Annotated in this window: 27 protein-coding genes; 19 read left to right on the top strand and 8 right to left on the bottom strand. The window is 36.0% G+C overall.

Annotated features, from left to right (window positions below; translation table 11 throughout):
• The first annotated feature begins 3 nt into the window (after window positions 1-3).
• The 3 genes from pdhC to BAU27_RS17640 all read left to right on the top strand — a co-directional run bounded on the left by pdhC (window position 4) and on the right by BAU27_RS17640 (window position 3,171).
• Complete coding sequence (pdhC, locus tag BAU27_RS17650) at window positions 4-1,293, top strand: pyruvate dehydrogenase complex dihydrolipoyllysine-residue acetyltransferase (protein ID WP_071746879.1); 1,290 nt, start codon at window positions 4-6, stop codon at window positions 1,291-1,293.
• 5 nt (window positions 1,294-1,298) lie between these two features.
• On the top strand, window positions 1,299-2,711 hold the full coding sequence (lpdA, locus tag BAU27_RS17645) for a dihydrolipoyl dehydrogenase (protein ID WP_000260106.1): 1,413 nt from the start codon (window positions 1,299-1,301) through the stop codon (window positions 2,709-2,711).
• Between the two features lie 232 nt (window positions 2,712-2,943).
• Entirely contained in the window at window positions 2,944-3,171 is a 228-nt protein-coding gene (locus BAU27_RS17640) for a hypothetical protein (RefSeq protein WP_001221349.1), read from the top strand.
• 1 nt (window position 3,172) lies between these two features.
• Here the strand turns inward: BAU27_RS17640 and BAU27_RS17635 are convergent, their stop codons facing one another.
• A complete protein-coding gene (locus tag BAU27_RS17635; RefSeq protein WP_071746878.1) occupies window positions 3,173-3,565 on the bottom strand; it encodes a DUF1885 family protein in 393 nt (130 codons plus the stop codon).
• Window positions 3,566-3,700: 135 nt separating this feature from the next.
• Between BAU27_RS17635 and BAU27_RS17630 the strand changes: the two genes are divergently transcribed.
• From BAU27_RS17630 to BAU27_RS17615, 4 genes are all read left to right on the top strand, one after another.
• A complete protein-coding gene (locus tag BAU27_RS17630) occupies window positions 3,701-3,997 on the top strand; it encodes a DUF3055 domain-containing protein (protein ID WP_071746877.1) in 297 nt (98 codons plus the stop codon).
• Between the two features lie 198 nt (window positions 3,998-4,195).
• Window positions 4,196-4,324, top strand: a complete 129-nt coding sequence (locus tag BAU27_RS17625; protein WP_000536778.1) for a GapA-binding peptide SR1P — start codon at window positions 4,196-4,198, stop codon at window positions 4,322-4,324.
• 59 nt (window positions 4,325-4,383) lie between these two features.
• Complete coding sequence (locus tag BAU27_RS17620) at window positions 4,384-4,512, top strand: GapA-binding peptide SR1P (RefSeq protein WP_000536808.1); 129 nt, start codon at window positions 4,384-4,386, stop codon at window positions 4,510-4,512.
• Window positions 4,513-4,557: 45 nt separating this feature from the next.
• Window positions 4,558-4,686 carry a GapA-binding peptide SR1P gene (locus BAU27_RS17615; protein WP_000536797.1) on the top strand — a complete coding sequence of 43 codons (129 nt, stop codon included), beginning with the start codon at window positions 4,558-4,560 and terminating at the stop codon, window positions 4,684-4,686.
• Between the two features lie 37 nt (window positions 4,687-4,723).
• Here the strand turns inward: BAU27_RS17615 and BAU27_RS17610 are convergent, their stop codons facing one another.
• Both BAU27_RS17610 and speA read right to left on the bottom strand, forming a co-directional pair.
• Complete coding sequence (locus tag BAU27_RS17610; protein ID WP_071771529.1) at window positions 4,724-5,554, bottom strand: protein-glutamine gamma-glutamyltransferase; 831 nt, start codon at window positions 5,552-5,554, stop codon at window positions 4,724-4,726.
• Window positions 5,555-5,629: 75 nt separating this feature from the next.
• Window positions 5,630-7,102 carry an arginine decarboxylase gene (gene speA, locus BAU27_RS17605; protein WP_071771528.1) on the bottom strand — a complete coding sequence of 491 codons (1,473 nt, stop codon included), beginning with the start codon at window positions 7,100-7,102 and terminating at the stop codon, window positions 5,630-5,632.
• A 383-nt stretch (window positions 7,103-7,485) separates the two neighbouring features.
• Here speA and BAU27_RS17600 point away from each other — a divergent pair, with 383 nt between their 5' ends.
• A complete protein-coding gene (locus tag BAU27_RS17600; RefSeq protein ID WP_071746874.1) occupies window positions 7,486-7,755 on the top strand; it encodes a UPF0223 family protein in 270 nt (89 codons plus the stop codon).
• 88 nt (window positions 7,756-7,843) lie between these two features.
• Here BAU27_RS17600 and BAU27_RS17595 read toward each other — a convergent pair whose 3' ends face one another.
• A complete protein-coding gene (locus BAU27_RS17595; RefSeq protein WP_071746873.1) occupies window positions 7,844-8,470 on the bottom strand; it encodes a YktB family protein in 627 nt (208 codons plus the stop codon).
• 205 nt (window positions 8,471-8,675) lie between these two features.
• Here BAU27_RS17595 and BAU27_RS17590 point away from each other — a divergent pair, with 205 nt between their 5' ends.
• Complete coding sequence (locus BAU27_RS17590) at window positions 8,676-8,864, top strand: hypothetical protein (protein WP_001250167.1); 189 nt, start codon at window positions 8,676-8,678, stop codon at window positions 8,862-8,864.
• Window positions 8,865-8,952: 88 nt separating this feature from the next.
• On the top strand, window positions 8,953-9,744 hold the full coding sequence (locus tag BAU27_RS17585) for an inositol monophosphatase family protein (RefSeq protein WP_071771527.1): 792 nt from the start codon (window positions 8,953-8,955) through the stop codon (window positions 9,742-9,744).
• Window positions 9,745-9,789: 45 nt separating this feature from the next.
• Here the strand turns inward: BAU27_RS17585 and BAU27_RS17580 are convergent, their stop codons facing one another.
• A complete protein-coding gene (locus tag BAU27_RS17580; RefSeq protein WP_071746871.1) occupies window positions 9,790-9,969 on the bottom strand; it encodes a DUF5325 family protein in 180 nt (59 codons plus the stop codon).
• 140 nt (window positions 9,970-10,109) lie between these two features.
• Between BAU27_RS17580 and typA the strand changes: the two genes are divergently transcribed.
• The 3 genes from typA to BAU27_RS17565 all read left to right on the top strand — a co-directional run bounded on the left by typA (window position 10,110) and on the right by BAU27_RS17565 (window position 12,706).
• A complete protein-coding gene (typA, locus tag BAU27_RS17575) occupies window positions 10,110-11,954 on the top strand; it encodes a translational GTPase TypA (protein WP_071746870.1) in 1,845 nt (614 codons plus the stop codon).
• Between the two features lie 159 nt (window positions 11,955-12,113).
• The gene (locus BAU27_RS17570) at window positions 12,114-12,416 is read left to right on the top strand and encodes a YlaH-like family protein (RefSeq protein WP_071746869.1); all 303 of its coding nucleotides are present in this window, start codon (window positions 12,114-12,116) and stop codon (window positions 12,414-12,416) included.
• Window positions 12,417-12,430: 14 nt separating this feature from the next.
• Window positions 12,431-12,706, top strand: coding sequence for a hypothetical protein (locus BAU27_RS17565; protein WP_002033723.1), 276 nt, complete (start codon window positions 12,431-12,433; stop codon window positions 12,704-12,706).
• Between the two features lie 35 nt (window positions 12,707-12,741).
• Here the strand turns inward: BAU27_RS17565 and BAU27_RS17560 are convergent, their stop codons facing one another.
• A complete protein-coding gene (locus BAU27_RS17560; RefSeq protein ID WP_002094429.1) occupies window positions 12,742-12,942 on the bottom strand; it encodes a YlaI family protein in 201 nt (66 codons plus the stop codon).
• A gap of 145 nt (window positions 12,943-13,087) precedes the next feature.
• Between BAU27_RS17560 and BAU27_RS17555 the strand changes: the two genes are divergently transcribed.
• Window positions 13,088-13,543 carry a PNPOx family protein gene (locus tag BAU27_RS17555; RefSeq protein ID WP_071746868.1) on the top strand — a complete coding sequence of 152 codons (456 nt, stop codon included), beginning with the start codon at window positions 13,088-13,090 and terminating at the stop codon, window positions 13,541-13,543.
• Between the two features lie 246 nt (window positions 13,544-13,789).
• Entirely contained in the window at window positions 13,790-15,118 is a 1,329-nt protein-coding gene (locus BAU27_RS17550) for a PhoH family protein (RefSeq protein ID WP_071746867.1), read from the top strand.
• Between the two features lie 49 nt (window positions 15,119-15,167).
• Here BAU27_RS17550 and BAU27_RS17545 read toward each other — a convergent pair whose 3' ends face one another.
• The gene (locus BAU27_RS17545; protein WP_071746866.1) at window positions 15,168-15,665 is read right to left on the bottom strand and encodes a hypothetical protein; all 498 of its coding nucleotides are present in this window, start codon (window positions 15,663-15,665) and stop codon (window positions 15,168-15,170) included.
• Between the two features lie 150 nt (window positions 15,666-15,815).
• Between BAU27_RS17545 and BAU27_RS17540 the strand changes: the two genes are divergently transcribed.
• The 3 genes from BAU27_RS17540 to pyc all read left to right on the top strand — a co-directional run bounded on the left by BAU27_RS17540 (window position 15,816) and on the right by pyc (window position 21,184).
• Entirely contained in the window at window positions 15,816-16,103 is a 288-nt protein-coding gene (locus tag BAU27_RS17540) for an Fpa/YlaN family protein (RefSeq protein ID WP_000135698.1), read from the top strand.
• Window positions 16,104-16,228: 125 nt separating this feature from the next.
• Window positions 16,229-17,407: a putative lipid II flippase FtsW gene (ftsW, locus tag BAU27_RS17535; RefSeq protein WP_071746865.1), complete on the top strand. Its 1,179-nt coding sequence runs from the start codon at window positions 16,229-16,231 to the stop codon at window positions 17,405-17,407.
• A gap of 330 nt (window positions 17,408-17,737) precedes the next feature.
• Window positions 17,738-21,184: a pyruvate carboxylase gene (gene pyc, locus BAU27_RS17525; protein ID WP_071771526.1), complete on the top strand. Its 3,447-nt coding sequence runs from the start codon at window positions 17,738-17,740 to the stop codon at window positions 21,182-21,184.
• Window positions 21,185-21,264: 80 nt separating this feature from the next.
• Here the strand turns inward: pyc and ctaA are convergent, their stop codons facing one another.
• Window positions 21,265-22,206 (bottom strand): heme A synthase, encoded by a 942-nt coding sequence (gene ctaA, locus BAU27_RS17520; RefSeq protein ID WP_071746863.1) that lies wholly within the window; start codon window positions 22,204-22,206, stop codon window positions 21,265-21,267.
• 496 nt (window positions 22,207-22,702) lie between these two features.
• Between ctaA and ctaB the strand changes: the two genes are divergently transcribed.
• The gene (ctaB, locus tag BAU27_RS17515; RefSeq protein ID WP_071746862.1) at window positions 22,703-23,626 is read left to right on the top strand and encodes a protoheme IX farnesyltransferase; all 924 of its coding nucleotides are present in this window, start codon (window positions 22,703-22,705) and stop codon (window positions 23,624-23,626) included.
• The last annotated feature ends 19 nt before the right edge of the window (window positions 23,627-23,645 follow it).

The following is a 23,645-nucleotide window of genomic DNA, read 5'->3' as shown; positions in this document are numbered from 1 at the left end:
TCCGTGGCATTTGAATTTAAACTACCAGATATCGGTGAAGGTATCCACGAAGGTGAAATCGTAAAATGGTTTATTAAACCAGGTGACGAAGTAAACGAAGACGACGTACTTCTTGAAGTACAAAATGATAAAGCAGTAGTAGAAATCCCTTCTCCTGTTAAAGGTAAAGTACTTGAAGTACTTGTAGAAGAAGGAACAGTTGCAATTGTAGGAGATACATTAATTAAATTTGATGCTCCTGGATACGAAAACCTTAAATTTAAAGGTGACGATCATGATGAAGCTCCAAAAGCTGAAGAAGCAGCAGTAGAAGCTCCAGCAGCGGAAGCTACTCCAGCAGCAACTGCAGAAGTAGTAAATGAGCGTGTAATCGCTATGCCATCTGTTCGTAAATATGCTCGTGAAAAAGGTGTAGATATTCATAAAGTAGCTGGTTCTGGTAAGAACGGCCGTGTTGTGAAAACTGACATCGATGCATTTGCAAATGGTGGACAAACTGTAGCAGCAACTGAGGCTCCAGCAGCAGTAGAAGCTACTCCAGCAGCAGCGAAAGAAGCAGCACCAAAAGCACAACCAATCCCAGCTGGTGAATATCCAGAAACTCGTGAGAAAATGAGTGGTATCCGTAAAGCGATTGCGAAAGCAATGGTTAACTCTAAGCACACAGCTCCTCACGTAACATTAATGGATGAAGTTGATGTAACTGAGCTTGTTGCTCACCGTAAGAAGTTCAAAGCTGTTGCAGCTGACAAAGGTATTAAATTAACTTACCTTCCATACGTTGTAAAAGCTTTAACATCTGCATTACGTGAATTCCCAATGTTGAATACTGCTTTAGACGATGCTTCTCAAGAAATCGTTCATAAACATTACTTCAACATCGGTATCGCAGCTGATACAGACAAAGGTCTATTAGTACCAGTTGTTAAAGATACAGATCGTAAATCAATCTTCACTATTTCTAACGAGATCAACGATCTTGCTGGTAAAGCACGTGATGGTCGTTTAGCTCCAGCTGAAATGAAAGGTGCTTCTTGCACAATTACAAACATTGGTTCTGCAGGTGGACAATGGTTCACTCCAGTTATCAATCACCCAGAAGTAGCAATCCTTGGTATCGGCCGTATCGCTGAAAAACCAGTTGTGAAAAATGGTGAGATTGTAGCAGCTCCAGTATTAGCATTATCTCTAAGCTTTGACCATCGTTTAATTGACGGCGCAACTGCTCAAAAAGCATTAAACCAAATTAAACGTCTATTGAATGACCCACAATTATTAGTAATGGAGGCGTAATAACAATGGTAGTAGGAGATTTCCCAATTGAATTAGATACAGTCGTTGTTGGTGCAGGTCCTGGTGGATACGTTGCGGCAATTCGTGCAGCACAATTAGGTCAAAAGGTAGCAATCATCGAAAAAGCTAACCTTGGTGGCGTATGCTTAAACGTTGGATGTATTCCTTCAAAAGCGTTAATCAATGCAGGTCATCGTTATGAGAATGCAATGCATTCTGATGACATGGGTATCACTGCAGAGAACGTAAAAGTTGACTTTACAAAAGTTCAAGAATGGAAAAACGGCGTAGTTAAGAAATTAACTGGCGGTGTTGAAGGCCTTCTTAAAGGTAACAAAGTTGAAATCATTCGCGGTGAAGCTTACTTCGTAGATGCTAACACATTACGCGTAATGACTGAAGATGCAGCTCAAACTTATACGTTTAAAAATGCTGTTCTTGCAACTGGTTCTACACCAATCGAAATTCCAGGATTCAAATACTCTAAACGTGTTATCAACTCTACAGGCGCTTTAAGCTTACCTGAAATTCCTAAAAAACTTGTTGTAATCGGCGGCGGTTACATCGGTATGGAATTAGGTACTGCATATGCTAACTTCGGTACAGAAGTTACTGTAGTAGAAGCTGGCGACGAAATCTTAGCTGGTTTCGAAAAAGCTATGAGCTCTGTTGTTAAACGTGCTCTACAGAAAAAAGGTAACGTAAATATCCATACAAAAGCTATGGCTAAAGGCGTTGAAGAAACAGAAACTGGCGTAAAAGTTAGCTTTGAAGTTAAAGGTGAAATCCAAACTGTAGAAGCAGATTACGTATTAGTAACTGTAGGTCGTCGTCCAAACACTCAAGAAATCGGTCTTGAGCAAGTTGGAGTTAAAATGACTGATCGCGGTATCATCGAAATCGATGAGCAATGCCGTACAAACGTATCAAACATCTATGCAATCGGTGATATCGTTCCTGGACCACCATTAGCTCACAAAGCTTCTTACGAAGGTAAAGTAGCTGTTGAAGCAATTAGTGGCCATGCATCAGCAATCGATTACATCGGAATTCCAGCAGTATGCTTCACTGATCCAGAATTAGCATCTGTTGGTTACACTAAGAAACAAGCAGAAGAAGCAGGAATGACTGTAGCTGTATCTAAGTTCCCATTCGCTGCAAACGGTCGTGCGTTATCATTAAACAGCACTGACGGTTTCTTACAACTTGTAACACGTAAAGAAGATGGTCTTCTTGTAGGTGCACAAGTTGCAGGTGCAGGCGCTTCTGATATTATCTCTGAGATTGGTTTAGCTATCGAAGCTGGAATGACAGCAGAAGATATCGCTCAAACAATCCATGCTCACCCAACATTAGGTGAAATCACAATGGAAGCAGCTGAAGTTGCTCTTGGAATGCCAATTCACATTGTAAAATAATTTAAGTAATGTAAATACCCCATCTCTTATTTAAAGAGATGGGGTATTTTTAATATAATGGCTTGCAAGGTCTTTATATGTACTTGTCGAATGAATATATATAATACTTTAAATGAATCGTTAGAACATACGTTAATCCAAAAGCAGTATATATACTTTCATATAATATGTAATTGATTCAAACTTAATCCCATATATTAATAAAATAGGGCATGTCAAAGGAGAAGGTTCCATGAGAATATTACATGTTATATTTTATCATTTTCTATTATGGAGTGGTTTTTCCATTGTATTAACATTATCGAATGGTGATAAGTTTCATTATAAAGTAATTCTCTTTTTCGTATTTCTTTATTTGGCATATGTAATTGCATGTTTTGTATTACACGCAAGGAAGCAGGCATTATTCCTTACGTGTTCAAATTGCATACTTTTTTTAATCATATTCTCAATTTTTTAAATTAACGTTTATAGAAATACATTGTTCTTCCATTAAATAATTGTAACTCTCCTTCCAATTTCTTCGCTAGAAAACGGCTAAATTCATTTGCTTTTCCTTTATCGCCAAATGTTGCTGTGGTGGGTAAAGAAATTTGTATGAAAGATCGTTTATTTTCTATTCCAATCCCCACATAAATAGAATTATATCGGTCGTGACTCGATTGGAGTTTTAATGTTGTTGCTGATGTATCTAATATTTCATAAGGAAAAGCTGTATTTGTATAGGCGTAATTAATTTGATCACCAGTCTTGGAAGTAATGGTTTTATAGTTATCAAAAAGGTGTTTGACATCCTCTATTGAAACAGATTGTTGATTGGATTTAGGTACAAGTGTGATAAAGGCGTGTTGCATACAAATTCCCCCCCTAGTTTAGTAGAATAATATCATTCTACATCCTACTGAATTTTTTGACAATTAAAAGGAGTATTACTTTTTTTGTTTAATATATTATTGAGTAGGAAGTGTTATTGAGAAAGGTGGAAACTGATGTTTGAAAAATTGTATGATGAGCATGAAAGTGTGAAGGTACGATTTTTAGGATTTATGACGCATGATACACGTTATGATTTTGGAGTTATTTATACAAATATGTTTTTTGGAAAGCCACTTATTGTTTGTATGCAAACAGGGAGATCTACTTTGCTTGGACGAGATGATGTGGAAAATGTTCCTTATATAAAAGAAACTTTTAAGTTAGGGTCGGAAGAGGAGGCGGAGGAGTTAGCACAGTTTTTTAAATTTCTTGTTCCGTCTACTTCTTTGCATGCGGAGTATGAAGAATAATTAACAAGAAACAGTCGTACGTATGAGATATGACTGTTTTTTTTGTGTTAATATCGCATACTAATTTAATTTTAAAATATTTAATGTGTTATACTAAAAACCTATTGACGTAAAAAGTATAACATATTAAAATAAAGACAGAAAGTTAAGCGGTTACAAAAAAGTTTTTGGGATTATAAACTTAGGGGGAAATGAAAAATGGGAACAATCGTATGTCAAGATTGTGAAGGTACAATTGCACACTTTGAAGATGAGAAAGTAACGGTACTTTACGGGAAATGTGGATCTTGCGGATGTGATCACACAGAGCATACAAAAGCCCAATAATTGATAGGAAATGGACAGCTAAAAGTTTTTAGGACCATAAACTTAGGGGGAAATGAAAAATGGGAACAATCGTATGCCAAGTATGTGAAGGAACAATCGGACATTTTGAAGATGAAAAAACGACAGTGCTTTACGGAAAATGTGGTACAAATTGTGAATGTGCTAATAGAGACAATGCGAAAGCTTAATTATAAATAAGTAGATTATTATTAAAACTCAGGGGGAAATGAAAAATGGGAACAATCGTATGCCAAGTATGTGAAGGAACAATCGGACATTTTGAAGATGAAAAATCAACAGTACTTTACGGGAAATGTGGATCTCATTGCGAATGTGACCAAAAGGAACACTCAAAAGCTTAATAATGAAGAAAAAACGCCTACACATGTAGGCGTTTTTTTAATAGATTGTAGTTGTATGTCCGACTGTTGCAACGATTGCATCATCTCGAATTGGAATAAATCCTATTGATGTTTGTGGTGTGCTAGGCGAACTGTAGTGGCTCATAGCACGACTATCGATACGAGTAATAGTATCAGTCAAGAAAGCCGAAATAAATGCATAAGGGACTCGTCGTTCATTTAATGAGTAGATAATTTCCTCTTTTGTTTTTACACCTACGCCATGTCCGTAAAAAAAGAAATTTCCTAAATAGATTGTGTTTTCTCCTTGCCACTCGATTGTAGCTGGATTCACTTGTGGATTTTTAAAGTAAACGAGATCGCCTGGAACAAGATCGCCACCCGTTTTTGTTATGAGCTTTAAATCATGATCATAGTCCCATGTATAAAGTAAAAGGTTTGCAAATAGCCGGTTGAAAGTTTCTTCCTCATACAATGATAGTAATGCTTTGTAAAAAATAATTATCATAGCGGTTGCGCATTCAGTTCCATATAGTTTTCCGTTTTTGAAAATATCTTGGATGGCAATGGAAGGCGATATGTTTGGAAGTAGTTTAAATCCGCCAAGGGATGTTCTTTCCCAAAACTGAGTGTTGCAAAAAGATTGTTGAAATGTACGAAACTGAAAGCCACTTTGAAAAAGTTCTAGCGCGGAAGTAATAATATTAACTCGTAAATTAAGATCAAAGCTGAGTTCATCAGCTGTTCGGAAGGAATAAACTTCTTGATTTCCTGCCATTATGGATAAAATTTGTTGTTTCTCAGCTGCAAATGACTCATATTCATTTGTGATATAAGGATGTACAATAGAACGGCCTATTACAATCATAATAGTATCCCCACCTATACGTTACATTCTTTAATATCGTATGAGAAAAGGAAAAAAAGGTGAAAGAAAAGCCTATCAACTGATAGGCTTGTACTCTTTAATAACACGTAATGTTTGTAACGTCATATCTTCGGGTCCTTGTACAGGTAACCCTGCTTCTAAATTTTTACGAATATACTCTAAGTTTTCTTGTGTAATAATTTCCCCCGGAGTAAAGATTGGAATCCCTGGTGGATAAACCATAACAAAATCAGCTATTATACGACCTGCCGCATTTTCAAATGGAATGACTTCCGTCTCTGAATAAAAAGCATCTCTAGGAGAAAGTGCTAGCACAGGTATTTCTGGAATGTCTACTTGTACTTGAACACCTGTATCTACTCTATTTCTGTATGTTGTTGCTAAATCTTGTAATGCTGTGATAAGTGTATCAGTTTCACTTTCGGTATCTCCAAAAGTGATAAGACAAAGTATGTTATATAGATCAGAGAGTTCTACTTCAATGTTGTAATGTTCTCTAAGCCATACTTCAGCCTCATGGCCAGTAATACCTAAATCTTTTACAGATACAATTATCTTTGTAGGATCATAGTTAAAAGTAGCATCTGTTCCTAGCATTTCTTTTCCAGGACAATAAAGATGCTCAATAGCATTAATAGCATCACGAACATGTTCAGCTAATTTTATTGTTTGTTCTATGAGAACTTTTCCTTCTGTAGCAAGACGTTTTCTAGCAACATCAAGGGATGCTAACAAAATGTAAGAAGTTGATGTCGTTGTAAGCATGCTAATAATGGATTGGACATGCTTTACGTTCACAAGACCTTCTTTTACATTAAGAATAGAGCTTTGGGTTAAAGACCCTCCTAATTTGTGAACACTTGTTGCTGCCATATCTGCACCTGCTTGCATAGCCGAGATTGGTAGTTCATCATGAAAATGGATATGAACACCGTGAGCCTCATCAACAAGTACAGGAATATCATAAGAATGAGCTAATTTTACAATCTGCTCTAAATCTGCAGCAAACCCAAAGTATGTTGGATTAATAACAAGTAAGCCTTTCGCATCTGAGTGCTCTTCGAGAGCTTTTTTGACAGACTGCATTGTGATCCCGTGTGAAATACCAAGCTTCGGATCGATCTCAGGATGCATGAAAATCGGTTTTGCACCTGAGAAAATAATAGCTGACATTACAGATTTATGCACGTTTCGTGGCACGAGGATTTTATCACCAGGGCCGCAAACGCTCATCACCATTGTCATAATTGCACCACTTGTACCTTGAATAGAAAAGAAAGTATGATCTGCACCGAAAGCAGCGGCGGCTAAATCCTGAGCTGCTTTAATCATACCTTTTGGATGATGTAAATCATCGAGTGGCGCAATGTTAATTAAATCAATTGCTAATGCATTATGCCCAATAAATTCGCGAAATGTTGGATCCATGCCCTGTCCTTTTTTATGACCTGGAATATGGAATTGAACTGGATTTCGCTTACTGTGCTCAACTAAAGCGGTAAACAATGGTGTTTCGTATTGGGACAATCTATACACCCCTTCTTCTTCGTAATATTTATTAGAATTTGTTTTATATGATTTCATCTCATTCTAAAAGGAATTTAAGATGACTAACTTTTAGAACGTGACTTGTTTTCCTGCCATTCACAAAAGCTTTTTTGGGGATGGTAGTCTCACTTTACTTTCTATAAAACAAAAGCATTATATCACCAATAATTATAGATGTATAGAAAAATTTCATTTTCAAGGTGAGTATGTTTAATAGTTATATTTTAAATACTGCAAAGAGGAAGACAATTCCATTGAAATGGATAAATGGTGTATAATGCAGAGTGGCTATAGTGAAGAATAAAAGGTTCTTTTAAAGGTAGCATAATGGAAAAAGAAAGAATACTGAATGAGGTGCAAAAATGGAATATCAATATCCACTTGATTACGATTGGTCAAATGAAGAAATGGTAGCAGTTGTAAAGTTTTATGAAGCGATTGAAAAGGTATATGAAAAAGGAGTTTTGAGAGAAGACTTGATGGAATTATATCGTCGTTTTAAAGAGATTGTACCATCGAAGGCAGCGGAGAAAAAAATTGATAAAGAATTTCAAGAAGTAAGTGGATATTCTATATATCGTGCGATTCAAAAGGCAAAAGAAGTAGCGGAAAAAAAGATTGTAAAAATGTGAAAATATTTTGAAAAATAAAATACAAAGTGCTATAATGTGATAACAACTAAAAACGGACAATATAAATTGTCCGTTTTCTACTATCGATTTATCGATTAGAAATTGCATATAAAGGAAGGAGTGATTGCATCGTAGATTCAATCTTAGCAAGGAATTGTTCGTTGGTCATTGCTGAAAACTCCTCTGGTGATATATGAATACCGACTAATAATTCTGCTTTTTTCACAGTAGCTAAACGTTCAATCATCTTTTGTAAGTCTTCCGTTTCAAGCGTTTTATGTAATTTTACACCTGGTTTAGTATGGTCAATGGACCATACGAAGTCATTTGGAATATTCGTTTTTAAATCATTTAAATGTTCTAAGAAGGCGTGAGCCGTCTCCACTTTTTGCGGACACTCATAGATTAAACCAAAGTATATGAAAGCGTGAGTACCCCATAAACCAATTTGAAAATGTGGTAACATTTTATATCCACGTTTATTTGTTGAAAAAGCAACCCAAGTATCATTTGGTGGATTGACTTTGCGGCGTGCGTGTTTGGCTACATGGTAGAAAAAGTTTTCATCGGTTTGTTTTGATAAGTATTCTGCAAACTGTTCCCCTAAAGCTTCTAGCTTAGGATGAATATTCGTTTTAATTGCGCTCATTCGTTCTTCAAGACCATCAACAGTAAAAACTTCAAAATCAGTTGATGTGAATGTTTGTAGTGGCATGATTGTTCCTCCAACTCCTATTTTGTTTTATTTTAGCATAGCTTGTACTATTCATAAAAAAAACAGCACAAAAAAATTTTAATAAAAAAATATAATTTTGTTGCATAGATGATTTATCCAACATAGTATAGTATAAAACAAAAAATCAGAAAATTGAATCAATTCTAGTCCGAGGGCAAACGAATATTGGGAGGAGGCAAATAATATGAGACAGGTGATTAATGCGTTAAAGAGAACAGATGCTGAAAAAAGAATTCCGGTGCTACGTTTGGAGCTAGATTATGAATTAGCAACTTTATATGATGCAATGATGGAGAATGACAAACAGAAAAAAGAAGAGTGTGTAGAAAAATTAGAAGTGTTAAGACTTGAAATGATTCGTTTAGAAGCGTAATAATAGTATATGAATAAAAAATTAGTTGGTGCGAACCTTATAAAGGGTTCGTTTTTTCTGTGAACAGTATAGATCGGAGTGTTTAAACATGCACGAGATATGGAAAGATATTGATACACACGCAAAACAGTGGATTCGAGAAGCGGGAGAACGTTTAATGGGATCGCTGAAAAAAGCACTTATTATAGAAACAAAATCTAATGCAGCGGATTTAGTAACAAACATGGATCGAGAAACGGAGCGGTTTTTAATTGGGAGAATTAAAGAAACATTCCCGGCCCATAATATTTTAGGAGAAGAAGGCTATGGAGATGAAATCACTTCTTCTAATGGGGTTGTTTGGTTAATTGATCCAATTGACGGCACGATGAACTTTGTTCACCAAAAAAGAAATTTCGCAATTTCAATTGGAATTTATGAGAACGGTATCGGAAAAATTGGCCTTATTTATGATCCAGTTCATGATGAATTATATCATGGGATAAAGGGAGAAGGGGCCTTTTGTAATGATTTACCTATTCCCATGCTAGAAGAAGGAACAATAGAACAGGGAATTATAGCTCTAAATGCGATATGGCTTACTGATAATCCATTGCTGAATACGAAAAAAATGATGAGGCTTGTTAAGAAAGCGAGAGGAACGAGGTCTTATGGTTGTGCTGCGCTAGAAATGGTATATGTTGCAACGGGAAGATTAGATGCGTATGTAACACCGCGTTTATCGCCATGGGACTTTGGCGGGGGACAGATTATCGTAGAAGAAGTTGGCGGGAGAGTAACAACCTTCTCTGGAACTCCTCTTTCTATCATAGAGAAGAGCAGTGTGTTAGTTGCAAAACCAGGAGTATATGAAGGGTTATTACCATTTGTATCGCAGTAACAAAAAAAGTAAGAGGCTATAAAAGAAGCTTCTTACTTTTTAACGTTATTGCGATTTACGCATTTTTCTTTTTGTTACAAAACCGTATCCAACTGTAACAAATGTGCCGATAATGCAAATGATAACACCGATGGGACTATTTTCAGCAATCATAATACCGATACCAATTAAGAAAATAACACCGATAATTGCAGTTAATAAAAAGCGATATTGAATGTGTTCCATTTCTTCACCCTCCAATCTCATTTTACTTTCACAAAAGTAAGAATACAACTATATTTTCATTCTTGATTTTATTTTGATTGCCATAGTATCCCCTTCGCTCTTATAATAGAGAAGGATTAAAAAGACATTAGGAGTTGGACATGTTGAAAAAACGACAAGATTTACGAAATATAGCAATTATTGCCCACGTTGACCATGGTAAAACAACACTTGTTGACCAGTTATTACGTCAAGCGGGGACTTTCCGTGCAAACGAACACGTTGAAGAACGTGCAATGGATTCGAATGATCTAGAAAGAGAACGCGGTATTACAATTTTAGCAAAAAATACGGCGATTCACTATGAAGATAAACGAATTAACATTTTAGATACACCTGGTCACGCTGACTTCGGTGGAGAAGTAGAACGTATCATGAAAATGGTTGATGGTGTTCTACTTGTTGTTGATGCATATGAAGGTTGTATGCCACAAACACGATTTGTTTTAAAGAAAGCTCTTGAGCAAAACTTAACGCCAATCGTTGTTGTAAACAAAATTGACCGTGACTTCGCTCGCCCTGATGAAGTAGTTGATGAAGTAGTTGACTTATTCATCGAACTTGGTGCAAACGAAGATCAATTAGAGTTCCCGGTTGTATTTGCATCAGCAATGAACGGAACAGCAAGCTTAGATTCAAATCCAGCAAATCAAGAAGAGAATATGAAATCATTGTTTGACACAATCATTGAACATATTCCAGCACCAGTTGATAACAGCGAAGAGCCACTTCAATTCCAAGTAGCGCTTCTTGATTACAATGACTATGTTGGTCGTATCGGGGTTGGACGTATATTCCGTGGTACAATGAAAGTAGGACAACAAGTTGCATTAATGAAGGTTGACGGAAGTGTAAAACAATTCCGTGTAACTAAATTATTTGGTTATATTGGATTAAAACGTCAAGAAATTGAAGAAGCAAAAGCTGGAGATTTAGTAGCTGTTTCAGGTATGGAAGACATTAACGTAGGTGAAACGGTATGTCCGGTTGAGCATGAAGAGGCTTTACCATTATTACGTATCGATGAGCCAACATTACAAATGACATTCCTTGTAAATAACAGCCCATTTGCAGGTCGTGAAGGTAAATTCATTACATCTCGTAAAATTGAAGAGCGTCTTCGTTCACAATTAGAAACAGATGTAAGTTTGCGTGTAGATAATACAGATTCTCCTGATGCATGGATCGTATCTGGACGCGGAGAATTACATTTATCTATCTTAATTGAAAACATGCGTCGTGAAGGTTATGAACTACAAGTATCTAAGCCTGAAGTAATTATTAAAGAAGTTGATGGCGTAAGATGTGAGCCTGTAGAGCGCGTGCAAATCGATGTGCCTGAAGAATATACTGGTTCTATTATGGAATCAATGGGTGCACGTAAAGGTGAAATGTTAGATATGGTGAATAACGGAAACGGTCAAGTTCGCCTTACTTTCATGGTTCCAGCACGTGGTTTAATTGGTTACACAACAGAATTCTTAACATTAACTCGTGGTTACGGTATTTTAAACCATACATTCGATTGCTACCAACCAGTACATGCTGGACAAGTTGGTGGACGTCGCCAAGGTGTTCTAGTTTCACTTGAAACAGGAAAAGCATCACAATACGGTATTATGCAAGTTGAAGATCGCGGTGTAATCTTCGTAGAACCAGGTACAGAAGTATATGCTGGTATGATTGTCGGAGAACATACACGTGAAAATGATTTAACAGTTAACGTTGTAAAAATGAAGCAACAAACTAACATTCGTTCTGCGACGAAAGATCAAACTTCAACAATGAAAAAACCACGCTTAATGACTTTAGAAGAGTCATTAGAGTACTTAAACGAAGACGAGTACTGTGAAGTAACTCCAGAATCAATTCGTCTACGTAAAAAGATTCTTGATAAGAGCGAGCGCGAAAGAGCTGCTAAGAAAAAGAAATCTGTAGAAGCGTAAAATAATAGAACAGCTACCTTTAATAAAGGTAGCTGTTTTTTTATCGTGTGTATTTTTTAGAATATTTACTCTTTTTTGTGGACAGTATTTTTTTCGCGGGTTACTCTTGTATTAAGTACATAAAGTGATTTTATTTTTTTATGAGAAGGGGGATAAATAGTGTTAGAAAGAATGTCGTTTTTTGCGAAATTGTGTAAAGTTGACGAAAATCCAGAACTAGGGATGTGGTTACTGTATGGCATCATTATTATATTAAGTGCGCTTGTGTATAACTTGGGATTCGCAAGAAAACTGTCGATAATAAAAAATATAGTGATATATATATCATTAGCGATTGGATGTACGGTTTTAACGTTCTTTGCAGTTTTTTTACCTGTGGGGGAGGGGCTTGTTGTAGCGGCAATTGTACTTGGAATTTATAGATTACGTTTACGTCAAGTGAAACAACAAAAAGCAGGGTGAAAAGGGGGAGCTTCATGCGCTCGGTACAAGATGCACTATATAATTGGTTAACAATTAAAACTGTTGCGGAAGCGCGTCCAGATGATAGCGCTGCACAAGAAACGTATGTATTATTTCGAAATATGATATATGAAGAGCATAAATTACGAAATGTAGAAGTGGAAAAGAACGAGGAAATGTATTTAATTACATATGAAATTGATGGAGAAATAAGGTGTGCAAGATTTCCAGTAGAAGCAATTGATTGTTTTTTGGATCAGATGAATCGTGAACCAGAAAAATACAAATAAGTCCTTATCTATATGATTAAGGACTTATTTACGGTTTACCAATCGTCTTCTACTTTTTTATCACGATATAATCGGAAATTACCACTTGCATGGCGTTCCATAGTACGCTCTGCAATGCGTTCCGTACATTCCATGCACATATATGTATGAATAGGGCGATTACGCAATTTTTTTGCCATAGGATTTTCGTCATCTAACATATCTTTTTTATCACAAATCATACATCTGACTCTCATTTCGTCACCTCAATACGAATTCTATCAGTATAAGTATATCATGGAAGTATAATGTTTTTGAATAATAGCGGGAAAAAATAATATTTTCGCAATTCGAAAAATAAGTTATGATAGGGATATAGAAAGATTATTTGGAGGTGGAGATATGGCGAATGTAGTAGAGCCTACATTGACAGATGATTTAGTACAATCGTTACGTAAAGAGTGTATCGTTATGGTAGCAACGACAGATTTCGAAAAACAAATTCCTAACGTAAGTGCTATTTCTTGGGTATATGCAGTGAGTGAAACTAGTATTCGATTTGCGGTAGATCAACGCTCACGTATTGTGGAAAATATACGGCGCAATATAGGGGTAGTATTGACTATAATGGCGAATGAATCCGTATTTTCCATATGTGGTGAAGGTAACATTTTAACAGATAGAATGGAAGGGATTCCTCTAAAATTAGCTGTAATAGAAGTGAATGTGCAAGAAGTTCGTGATGTTATGTTTTATGGAGCGAAACTTGCTACAGAACCAGTATATGAAAAAACATATGATCTTCGAGCTGCGAAAAAGCTGGATAATCAAGTGTTGGTAGGAATGAAAGAATTATAAATGGGATGAATAGGAAAGTCGTTCATTAACTTTTGTAATCGAGTATTGTGATTTAATGTGAAAAATAATAATTAAAAGTAATATATTGAATAGAAATGAATAAAAAATAAAGAAAAGGTTTAATTTCTATGAATTTCGATTCTACCTCGTTTATACGTTACATATAATTATAACAATGGTTCGTCCATATTTTATGGATGAAACCCTTGTTCTACAAATTTAAAAGTGGAGTCAGGGGGTAACAGGTTGGATAAAATTTATGTGTTAGATACGAATGTACTTTTGCAGGATCCTTTATCTATTTTTTCATTTGAAACAAATGAAGTAGTGATTCCAGCAGTTGTATTAGAAGAGGTTGACTCGAAAAAACGTTATATGGATGAAGTAGGACGAAATGCTCGTTATGTGTCTAAGTTAATAGACAAATTTCGTGAAATAGGAAAGCTGCATGAAAGTATTTCGCTAGAAAATGGTGGTACATTTCGTATTGAATTAAATCATCGCTCATTTGTTCAACTACAAGATATTTTTGTAGAAAAAACAAATGATAATCGAATTTTAGCTGTAGCGAAAAACCTATCTTTAGAAGAGCAAGAAAAAGAGGACGGGAAATCAGTTATTTTAGTAAGTAAAGATGTACTCGTAAGGGTAAAAGCTGATGCAATCGGATTACAGGCCGAAGATTATTTAAGTGATCGAGTAATTGAAGTGGAAAATATATATTCAGGATTTTTAGAAGGGTATATATCAAAAGAACAGTTAGACTATTTTTATGAAAAAGGTGAGCTACCTTTATCTGAAATCGCAAATCATCCTTTTTATCCAAATCAGTTTGTTGTAATGAAAGATGCACTAGGGGGCTCTAGTTCTGCACTTGGGATTGTGGATCATTTAGGTAAGAAGGTAAAGAAACTTATTTTTCACAATGAGCAAGTGTGGGGGATACGCCCACGAAACGTGCAGCAAATTATGGGATTAGAATTGTTGCTTCGGGAAGATATTCCGCTAGTAACGTTGACCGGGAAAGCTGGTACAGGAAAAACATTACTTGCATTAGCCTCGGGGCTCATGCAAACGGAAGATTTAGGATTATATAAAAAACTACTGGTTGCGAGACCAATCGTACCAGTAGGAAAAGATATCGGTTATTTGCCAGGAGAAAAAGAAGAAAAATTAAGACCGTGGATGCAGCCGATTTTTGATAATCTAGAGTATTTATTTAATACGAAAAAACCTGGAGAGCTAGATGCAATTTTAGCTGGAATGGGTTCGATTGAAGTAGAAGCACTTACCTATATACGTGGGAGAAGTATTCCAGACCAGTTCATTATAATTGATGAGGCACAAAATTTAACGAAGCATGAAGTAAAGACGATATTAACAAGGGTAGGAGAAAAAAGTAAGATTGTATTAATGGGAGATCCTCAGCAAATTGATCACCCGTATTTAGATGAATATAATAATGGTTTAACATATGTTGTAGAGAAGTTTAAAGAGCAACGTATTAGTGGTCATGTAAAGTTTGTTAAAGGAGAGCGTTCTAATTTAGCTCAACTAGCAGCGGATTTATTATAAAAAGGAGTGAGCTTCAGCTCACTCCTTTTTTGTCTTTTAATTATACAATTTAAATGATTGTGAATTTACGGATGTTACGAATCGGATTTTGTTTATTAGATCCATCGTGGAAATATAGATGAACAGGTCCGTCTTCTCTTAATGGTTTACCTTCTTTTGAAAAACCGAGAATTGCTTGATTGGCTGTTTCTAACGGGAGTGTAATCGAATTGTCTGTGGTTTCAATTTCGACTTGAGTAGCACCTTCTAAAATTTCAGCATTTTTAAGAAATGGCTGAAGTGGTATACCAAATGTTCCGTTAATAAGCTGTTCTTTTTTATATTTCTTTACGCTTTGTTGGATTGGCGGGAAGGCAGCGCCATCACGGATTTCGCGATCCCAATGCTCTGAAGTATGTTTTAAGTATGTTTCTAATTCGGATGATTCTTCTCTAGTTTCATCAAAGTAAGTTGTCAAATCTAATTTTCGATCATCAAAAATCCAAACAGTTGGATCGATAGTGATTGGAAAACGTACTTTTCCATTAATAAATAAAATTTCGCTCATTGTTGTTCCCCCATTTGTGTTATACTCCCACTTTTCAGTATAATAGTATTAGACACTGTTGTCACAAAAAATGTTTCTATTGCAATTTATTAAAACTATCGCTAATATTAATAGATAGGTGAGAGTAGGACGGAAACGGAGGGAATCAATTTGGCGTCTGAGACAGTATCAAATCATCAGGAAAAGGCACTAGCCCTTCTACAAGCGGATGCGGAGAAAATCTTAAGACTTATTAAGGTGCAAATGGACAATCTTACAATGCCGCAATGTCCATTATATGAAGAAGTGTTAGACACACAAATGTTTGGACTATCCCGCGAGGTCGATTTTGCAGTTCGCCTTGGTCTTATTGCAGAAGAACAAGGGAAAGCAATGTTAGGAGAGCTCGAACGTGAGTTATCTGCACTTCATGAAGCATTTACAAACAAACAACAATAACGGGTTCAAATAGGGGGGCTCAAACTGAAATAGTTTGGGCTTTTTATTTGTATAATAAAGCAGGAAGAACCTATATACATATGGAATACAACAATAATTAAATTGAAACAGAAAGAGGAAATGAAATGAAAAAAGTATGGAAATCAATGGATTATTCATTGTTACTTCCTCTTGTTATCTTATGTGTGCTGGGAGTTATAATGGTATATAGTTCTAGTTCCATTGTTGCGATTTCGAGGCATAACTGGCCAGCAAATTACTTTTTTAAAAAACAATTAATTGCTCTAGCTATTGGAACGATAATGTTAGCGATTATCGTTTCTATTCCTTATAAGTTGTGGAGAAAGCGAATAGCTTTGATTGCAATGGGAATAGGGAGTATTGGTCTATTATTAGCAGCCTTGATTTTCGGTAAGGACGTAAATGGTGCAAAAGGATGGATATTAGGTATACAACCAGCTGAGTTTGTGAAAATAACGGTTATTATTACGTTAGCAAACTTTTTTGCTAAGAAACAAGAAACGCAAACAGCTTTTGTACAAGGGATAATTCCTCCTCTAGCTGTTGTCGGTGGAGCGATGGGGTTAATTTTACTTCAAAATGATTTAGGGACTGATATACTAATAGGTGGAACTGTACTGATTATGTTCTTTTGCTCGGGAATTAATGTTAATTTAAGTATAAAGCGATTCCTCTTAACGTCTATAATATGGATTCCAGCGCTATATTTTATTGGGAATTATATGTTAAGTCCGTACCAAAAAGCTCGCTTTTCAGTTTTTCTTGATCCATTTAACGATCCTCAGAATGATGGGTTCCAATTAATAAATTCTTTTATTGGAATTGCTTCAGGAGGGCTAAATGGTCGAGGATTAGGAAATAGTGTACAAAAATATGGATACTTACCAGAACCGCAAACAGATTTTATTATGGCAATTATATCTGAAGAGCTTGGTTTTATAGGTATAGCTGTCATTTTAATCTGTTTACTACTCATTATTATTCGTTCATTTAGAATTGCACAAAAGTGTAAAGATCCGTTTGGAAGTTTAATTGCAATTGGAATTGCAAGTTTGTTTGGAGTTCAAACTTTTATTAATGTCGGTGGTATGTCTGGGTTAATACCACTTACAGGGGTACCATTACCGTTTGTAAGTTATGGTGGTAGTTCTTTATTAGCTAATCTGCTTGCAATGGGTATACTGTTAAATATTGCTAGTCATGTAAAACGACAAGAGAAACAACAAAACGAAATGACTAAAGAAAGAGAACAAGGTGGACCGCATCTTGTTGTTGTAAAATAAAAAGCACACTGGGATGAAGAACTCAGTGTGCTTTTTATTTCGTCCACTTTAATGTGATATACTATTTTGTTATATTGATTAAAAATATATCACATTAAAATTAATGTGATATACAATAAGGTTGTTAGAAAAGGAAGAGGTATGCTATACTGTTTTTGTGAAACAAATTGATCAGAAAACTTATCATTTGTTGAAAAATAAGGTATGATGGATAAAAATAAAGTGAAGCTTTCTAAGTATAATATAATGTGGAAAGTGAAGAACTTCACGCTCTTTAGAGTGTGTATGTATTTTATCTCTAGAGTGGTAGGAAAATAGAGGGGGAAAATCATGACAAAGCTGCAACGTATTCAAAAAGTATTGGTAGCTAACCGTGGAGAGATAGCAATTCGTGTGTTCCGAGCATGTTCAGAACTTGGATTAAACACAGTTGCAATTTATTCGAAAGAGGATAGCGGTTCTTATCATCGCTATAAAGCCGATGAGTCCTATTTAGTTGGGGAAGGGAAAAAACCAATTGATGCTTATCTAGATATTGAAGGCATTATTGAGATTGCGAAAAGTAATCATGTAGATGCAATCCACCCTGGATATGGTTTCTTGTCAGAAAATATTCAATTCGCAAAACGTTGTGAAGAAGAAGGAATTATCTTTATTGGTCCAAAAAGTAAGCATTTAGATATGTTTGGAGATAAAGTTAAAGCAAGAACACAAGCGCAGTTAGCACAAATTCCAGTTATTCCTGGTAGTGATGGTCCAGTAAATTCATTAGAAGAAGTCGCAGAATTTGCTGAAAAGTATGATTACCCGATTATTATTAAAGCGTCCCTTGGTGGTGGCGGTCGAGGTATGCGTATAGTACGAGCTAGTGAAGAATTAAGAGAATCGTATAATCGCGCGAAATCAGAAGCAAAAGCGGCCTTTGGTAATGATGAAGTATACGTTGAAAAATTCGTTGAAAAACCTAAACATATAGAAGTACAAATTTTAGCAGATGAAGAAGGCAATGTTGTTCACTTATTCGAACGTGACTGTTCGGTGCAACGTCGCCATCAAAAAGTTGTCGAAATCGCACCGAGTGTATCGCTTTCAGATGATTTGCGTCAACGTATTTGTGATGCTGCTGTTAAGTTAACGAAAAATGTAAACTATTTAAACGCAGGAACGGTAGAATTCCTTGTAAAAGGTGATGAGTTTTACTTCATTGAAGTAAACCCACGTGTTCAAGTTGAACATACAATTACAGAAATGATCACAGGAGTGGATATCGTTCAATCACAAATATTAATAGCTGATGGACATGCATTACATAGTAAAATGGTAGGTGTTCCTAAGCAAGAGGAAGTGGTTGTGCATGGATTTGCAATCCAATCTCGTGTAACGACTGAAGACCCACTAAATAATTTCATGCCGGATACAGGGAAAATTATGGCGTACCGATCAGGCGGTGGTTTTGGTGTTCGTCTTGATACAGGTAATAGTTTCCAAGGTGCAGTTATTACACCGTACTACGATTCTTTACTTGTAAAAGTTACTACTTGGGCACTTTCTTTTGAACAAGCCGCTGCAAAAATGGAACGTAACTTAAAAGAATTCCGTATTCGTGGTATTAAAACCAATATTCCATTCCTAGAGAATGTAGTAAAACATAAAAACTTCTTATCAGGGGAATATGACACTTCATTTATTGACGCTTCACCTGAACTATTCTTGTTCCCGAAACGTAAAGACCGCGGAACAAAAATGTTAAATTATATTGGTACAGTAACAGTAAATGGCTTCCCAGGAGTAGGGAAAAAAGAGAAACCAATTTTCCCAGATGCTCGTATACCAAATGTGATACACTCAGAGCCAATCCAAAATGGAACGAAACAAATTTTGGATGAGCGTGGGGCGGATGGATTAGTAAAGTGGGTACAAGATCAAAAGCGTGTACTTTTAACTGATACAACATTCCGTGATGCACATCAGTCATTACTTGCAACTCGTGTTCGTACAAAAGATTTACATCACATTGCAGAGCCGACAGCGAGAATGTTACCAAACTTATTCTCAGCGGAAATGTGGGGTGGTGCAACGTTTGATGTTGCATATCGTTTCTTGAAAGAAGATCCATGGGAACGATTACTAGATCTTCGTGAAAAAATGCCAAACGTTTTATTCCAAATGTTACTTCGCTCTTCAAACGCAGTAGGTTACAAAAACTATCCAGATAATTTAATTCAAAAATTTGTGGAGTGTTCTGCTCAAGCTGGAATTGATGTCTTCCGTATTTTTGATAGCTTAAACTGGGTAGAAGGTATGAGAGTTGCGATTGATGCTGTACGAGATACTGGTAAAATTGCAGAAGCGACAATGTGTTACACAGGAGATATTCATGATCCGTTACGTAGTAAATATGATTTAAATTACTATAAAAACTTAGCAAAAGAGTTAGAAGCATCAGGAGCTCACATTTTAGGAATTAAAGATATGGCGGGCTTACTAAAACCAAATGCAGCATATGATCTAGTTTCGGCATTAAAAGAGACGGTATCGATTCCGATTCACCTGCACACACACGATACGAGCGGAAATGGTATTTTAACGTATACGAAGGCAATTGAAGCAGGTGTTGACATTGTCGATGTAGCAGTAAGTTCTATGGCTGGTCAAACGTCACAACCAAGTGCGAACACGCTATACTATGCGTTAGGCGGAAACGAAAGACAGCCAGACGTTAATATAGATTCATTAGAAAAACTATCTCATTACTGGGAAGATGTACGTAAATACTACGCGCCGTTTGAAAGTGGTATGAATGCACCTCACACAGAGGTATATATGCACGAAATGCCAGGCGGACAGTATAGTAATTTACAACAACAAGCGAAAGCGGTTGGTTTAGGAGATCGCTTTGATGAAGTTAAAGTAATGTATCGCCGTGTTAATGATATGTTTGGTGATATTGTAAAAGTAACACCATCATCTAAAGTTGTCGGTGATATGGCATTATTTATGGTTCAAAATCACTTAACAGAACAAGATATTTTAGAGCGTGGACATTCTATGGACTTCCCAGGATCTGTTGTTGAAATGTTCTCGGGAGATTTAGGACAACCATATGGTGGTTTCCCGAAAAAATTACAAGAAATAATTCTAAAAGGGAAAGAGCCATTAACAGTAAGACCAGGTGAATTATTAGAGCCAGTAGATTTCGATGCTTTACAAGAAGAGTTATTCCATAAACTTGGACGCGAAGTGACGATTTTTGATGTAGTCGCATATGCGTTGTATCCAAAAGTATTTATGGACTACGAAAAAGTTGCTGAGCTTTATGGAAACGTATCTGTGCTTGATACACCGACATTCTTCTATGGAATGAGACTAGGTGAAGAAATCGATGTGGAAATCGAACAAGGTAAAACATTGATGGTTAAACTAGTATCAATCGGGGAGCCTCAGCCAGATGGAAACCGTGTACTTTACTTGGAGTTTAACGGTCAACCACGTGAGATTGTTGTGAAAGACGAAAGTGTAAAAGCAACAGTTGCACAACGTGTGAAAGGGAATCGTGAAAATCCAAACCATATTAGTGCAACAATGCCAGGAACAGTTATTAAAGTAGTTGTAAAAGAAGGCGATGAAGTGAAAAAAGGCGAGTCTATGGCAATTACAGAAGCGATGAAAATGGAAACGACAGTTCAAGCGCCGTTCAATGGTAAAGTGAAGAAGGTATATGTTAATGATGGTGATGCAATTCAAACGGGTGACTTACTCATTGAGTTAGATCACTAAAATAAAGAAAAGAGCTGTGTGAAAGCAGCTCTTTTTTTAGTATAAATAATCCCTTGCCGAATTGGCAAGGGATTAAAGTTTTACTTTGTTTTATTTTGCTTAGAATTCAATTCAGCTTCTTTTGCATTGACCGTACTTCTTGTACCTAACATAACTAAATAGCACAGTACAGCAAACAAGCAAGAAATGAAGAGAGAATGTAATAATGCCATTGATAAACTAGCATTTGTAAATACGACTAAAACTCCCACTACAGCTTGAAGTGTAACAAGGATAAATGAAATAATCCATCCCCAGTATACTACACGTTGCTGTTTGTAATGGCGAATAGCGATAATCATCGCATATAGTATCCAAGCGAAAATTAACATCGCTGCAACTCTATGTCCCATTTGAACCCACTCATGTAGTTGAGTTGGCATAGGTCTATTTTTGCTACATAAAGGGAAGTCTGGACAGGCTAAGCTCGCTCGTTCGTGACGTACTAGAGCTCCTGTGTAGACAACGATATAACTGTAAATTGTTACACCGTAAATATGAAATTTCATTTTTTTGTCCATAATAAGAGAACGTGCATCGAATTTTTGATCAATTTCAAAAATAAGACACGTTAACAAGATAACAGAAGCAAATGAAATTAAGGAAATACCAAAGTGAATAGCTAATACAGCAGGCATTTGTCCCCAAACAACTGCCGCCGCTCCCATTAATGCTTGGGCTACTAAAAATACGAAGGATAAAATTGCTAACGTCTTTGTTTCGCGCACATGTTTATAATATTTCCAGGACAAAATACAAAGAAGAGTAACAAGGATTCCTGCCGATCCTGATGTAAGGCGGTGACTTAGCTCAATAATAGTTTCCATTGATAAATTAGATGGAATCAATTCACCGTTACAAAGTGGCCATGATTTACCGCATCCTTGGCCAGACCCTGTTTTTGTAACTAAAGCGCCTCCTAGTAAAACTATTAGTAAATCGAGACTTGTAATGACTGCTAACCATTTAATAAAGCGTTGCAATCTCTTTCACCATCTTTCTGCTATGAAGTTATTGCGAAATATTTTCATTCCATTATGTATAGAATAAAACGTGCTACAGTCCTATGATATATAAAAAATAATAAAATAGCAAAGAAATGAAGGGTGAGGGCAATGTACGTATCGCGAAGGAAAAAATGGGAATTAACATACATATTTTAGGTGAAAATAAGGCGATTTTAAAAAGAAATAGGGAGAATATATGCTAAATATGACAAAATAGTTTATTATAGAAGATAACATCGTGTTATGATAAGGATAGAGTAGAATAAAGTTTTTTAATGTTCGACACAAAAAGTTCATGTTTTCTTCACAAAAAGTTCGGGAAATATGATTTAATATATTGGAGTATGGGCGTAGATTAGTAGTAGAATGGGTTAACAATATTTCTACTGTAATAATATTGCTATATAAAGCGAAATATTTCATATGAAATAAAAGCTAAGAAAGATGATAGGTTTAAGAGGGGGTTAAAGTGATGAACCATGCAACAAGTGAGCTGCATGATGAGTCAGCTGTTTCAAGTGTACCGGAAACAACTCGGTTACAAGATTTATCAGCACTCGTTAAAATGGGGATTGTAAACTCAAATACACTTACTGTATTTACAGGATTTTGGCTGGCTTTACATTTTAATGGATTAAGTGTTATGGACCATCTAGATAAGCTGTTTTTCACAATCGTTGGTTCTGCATTAATTATGGCAGGGGTATGTTGTTTAAATAACTACATTGACCGAGATATCGATCCATTAATGGAAAGAACAAAAAACCGTCCAACGGTAACAGGTAAATATAAACCTGGATTTGCACTGGCATTTGGACTTGTAATTTTACTACTTGGATTTGCATTTTTATTACTTACTACACCAATGGCAGTATTCATCTCATTTATTGGTGCCTTCACATACGTTGTTTTATATACGTTATGGACGAAGAGAAAATATACATTAAATACTGTTGTAGGTAGTATATCAGGAGCAGTTCCACCTTTAATTGGATGGGCGGCAATTGATCCGTCTTTAAATCATCCAATTGCTTGGATGTTATTTTTAATTATGTTTATTTGGCAAATCCCACATTTCCTCGCATTAGCGATGAAACGTGTTGATGAATATCGAAATGCAGGAATCCCAATGCTTCCTGTTGTACAGGGATTTGATATTACGAAACGTCAGATTATGATTTGGACAGTATGTTTATTACCACTACCATTTTATATGAGTGGGCTTGGAATAACATTCATGGTAATTGCAACATTGCTTAACATCGGATGGATCGTACTAGGGTTTTATGGCTTCCGTAAGCAAGATGACATCAAATGGTCCGTAAAAATGTTTGTTTATTCCCTGAATTACTTAACAATCTTATTTGTGTCAATGATTGTAGTTACATTCTTCTAAGACAACGACATGATTGGAT

This window comes from Bacillus sp. NH11B (genome assembly GCF_001884205.1).
Lineage (GTDB): Bacteria > Bacillota > Bacilli > Bacillales > Bacillaceae_G > Bacillus_A > Bacillus_A proteolyticus.
The sequence above is the reverse complement of the archived record's forward strand: the minus strand, read 5'-3'. Positions and strand labels throughout refer to the sequence as shown.

Excerpts from the sequence above, each read along its gene's own strand:
- pyc (WP_071771526.1), top strand. The coding sequence starts at position 17,738 with ATGACAAAGCTGCAACGTATTCAAAAAGTATTGGTAGCTAACCGTGGA.
- BAU27_RS17635 (WP_071746878.1), bottom strand. The coding sequence starts at position 3,565 with ATGCAACACGCCTTTATCACACTTGTACCTAAATCCAATCAACAATCT.
- BAU27_RS17580 (WP_071746871.1), bottom strand. The coding sequence starts at position 9,969 with ATGGAACACATTCAATATCGCTTTTTATTAACTGCAATTATCGGTGTT.
- BAU27_RS17610 (WP_071771529.1), bottom strand. The coding sequence starts at position 5,554 with ATGATTGTAATAGGCCGTTCTATTGTACATCCTTATATCACAAATGAA.
- typA (WP_071746870.1), top strand. The coding sequence starts at position 10,110 with ATGTTGAAAAAACGACAAGATTTACGAAATATAGCAATTATTGCCCAC.
- ftsW (WP_071746865.1), top strand. The coding sequence starts at position 16,229 with ATGAAAAAAGTATGGAAATCAATGGATTATTCATTGTTACTTCCTCTT.
- BAU27_RS17595 (WP_071746873.1), bottom strand. The coding sequence starts at position 8,470 with ATGCCACTACAAACATTCACATCAACTGATTTTGAAGTTTTTACTGTT.
- BAU27_RS17545 (WP_071746866.1), bottom strand. The coding sequence starts at position 15,665 with ATGAGCGAAATTTTATTTATTAATGGAAAAGTACGTTTTCCAATCACT.
- BAU27_RS17555 (WP_071746868.1), top strand. The coding sequence starts at position 13,088 with ATGGCGAATGTAGTAGAGCCTACATTGACAGATGATTTAGTACAATCG.
- BAU27_RS17625 (WP_000536778.1), top strand. The coding sequence starts at position 4,196 with ATGGGAACAATCGTATGTCAAGATTGTGAAGGTACAATTGCACACTTT.
- BAU27_RS17620 (WP_000536808.1), top strand. The coding sequence starts at position 4,384 with ATGGGAACAATCGTATGCCAAGTATGTGAAGGAACAATCGGACATTTT.
- lpdA (WP_000260106.1), top strand. The coding sequence starts at position 1,299 with ATGGTAGTAGGAGATTTCCCAATTGAATTAGATACAGTCGTTGTTGGT.
- BAU27_RS17615 (WP_000536797.1), top strand. The coding sequence starts at position 4,558 with ATGGGAACAATCGTATGCCAAGTATGTGAAGGAACAATCGGACATTTT.
- BAU27_RS17560 (WP_002094429.1), bottom strand. The coding sequence starts at position 12,942 with ATGAGAGTCAGATGTATGATTTGTGATAAAAAAGATATGTTAGATGAC.
- BAU27_RS17600 (WP_071746874.1), top strand. The coding sequence starts at position 7,486 with ATGGAATATCAATATCCACTTGATTACGATTGGTCAAATGAAGAAATG.
- BAU27_RS17640 (WP_001221349.1), top strand. The coding sequence starts at position 2,944 with ATGAGAATATTACATGTTATATTTTATCATTTTCTATTATGGAGTGGT.
- BAU27_RS17590 (WP_001250167.1), top strand. The coding sequence starts at position 8,676 with ATGAGACAGGTGATTAATGCGTTAAAGAGAACAGATGCTGAAAAAAGA.
- ctaB (WP_071746862.1), top strand. The coding sequence starts at position 22,703 with ATGAACCATGCAACAAGTGAGCTGCATGATGAGTCAGCTGTTTCAAGT.
- BAU27_RS17565 (WP_002033723.1), top strand. The coding sequence starts at position 12,431 with ATGCGCTCGGTACAAGATGCACTATATAATTGGTTAACAATTAAAACT.
- BAU27_RS17585 (WP_071771527.1), top strand. The coding sequence starts at position 8,953 with ATGCACGAGATATGGAAAGATATTGATACACACGCAAAACAGTGGATT.
- BAU27_RS17630 (WP_071746877.1), top strand. The coding sequence starts at position 3,701 with ATGTTTGAAAAATTGTATGATGAGCATGAAAGTGTGAAGGTACGATTT.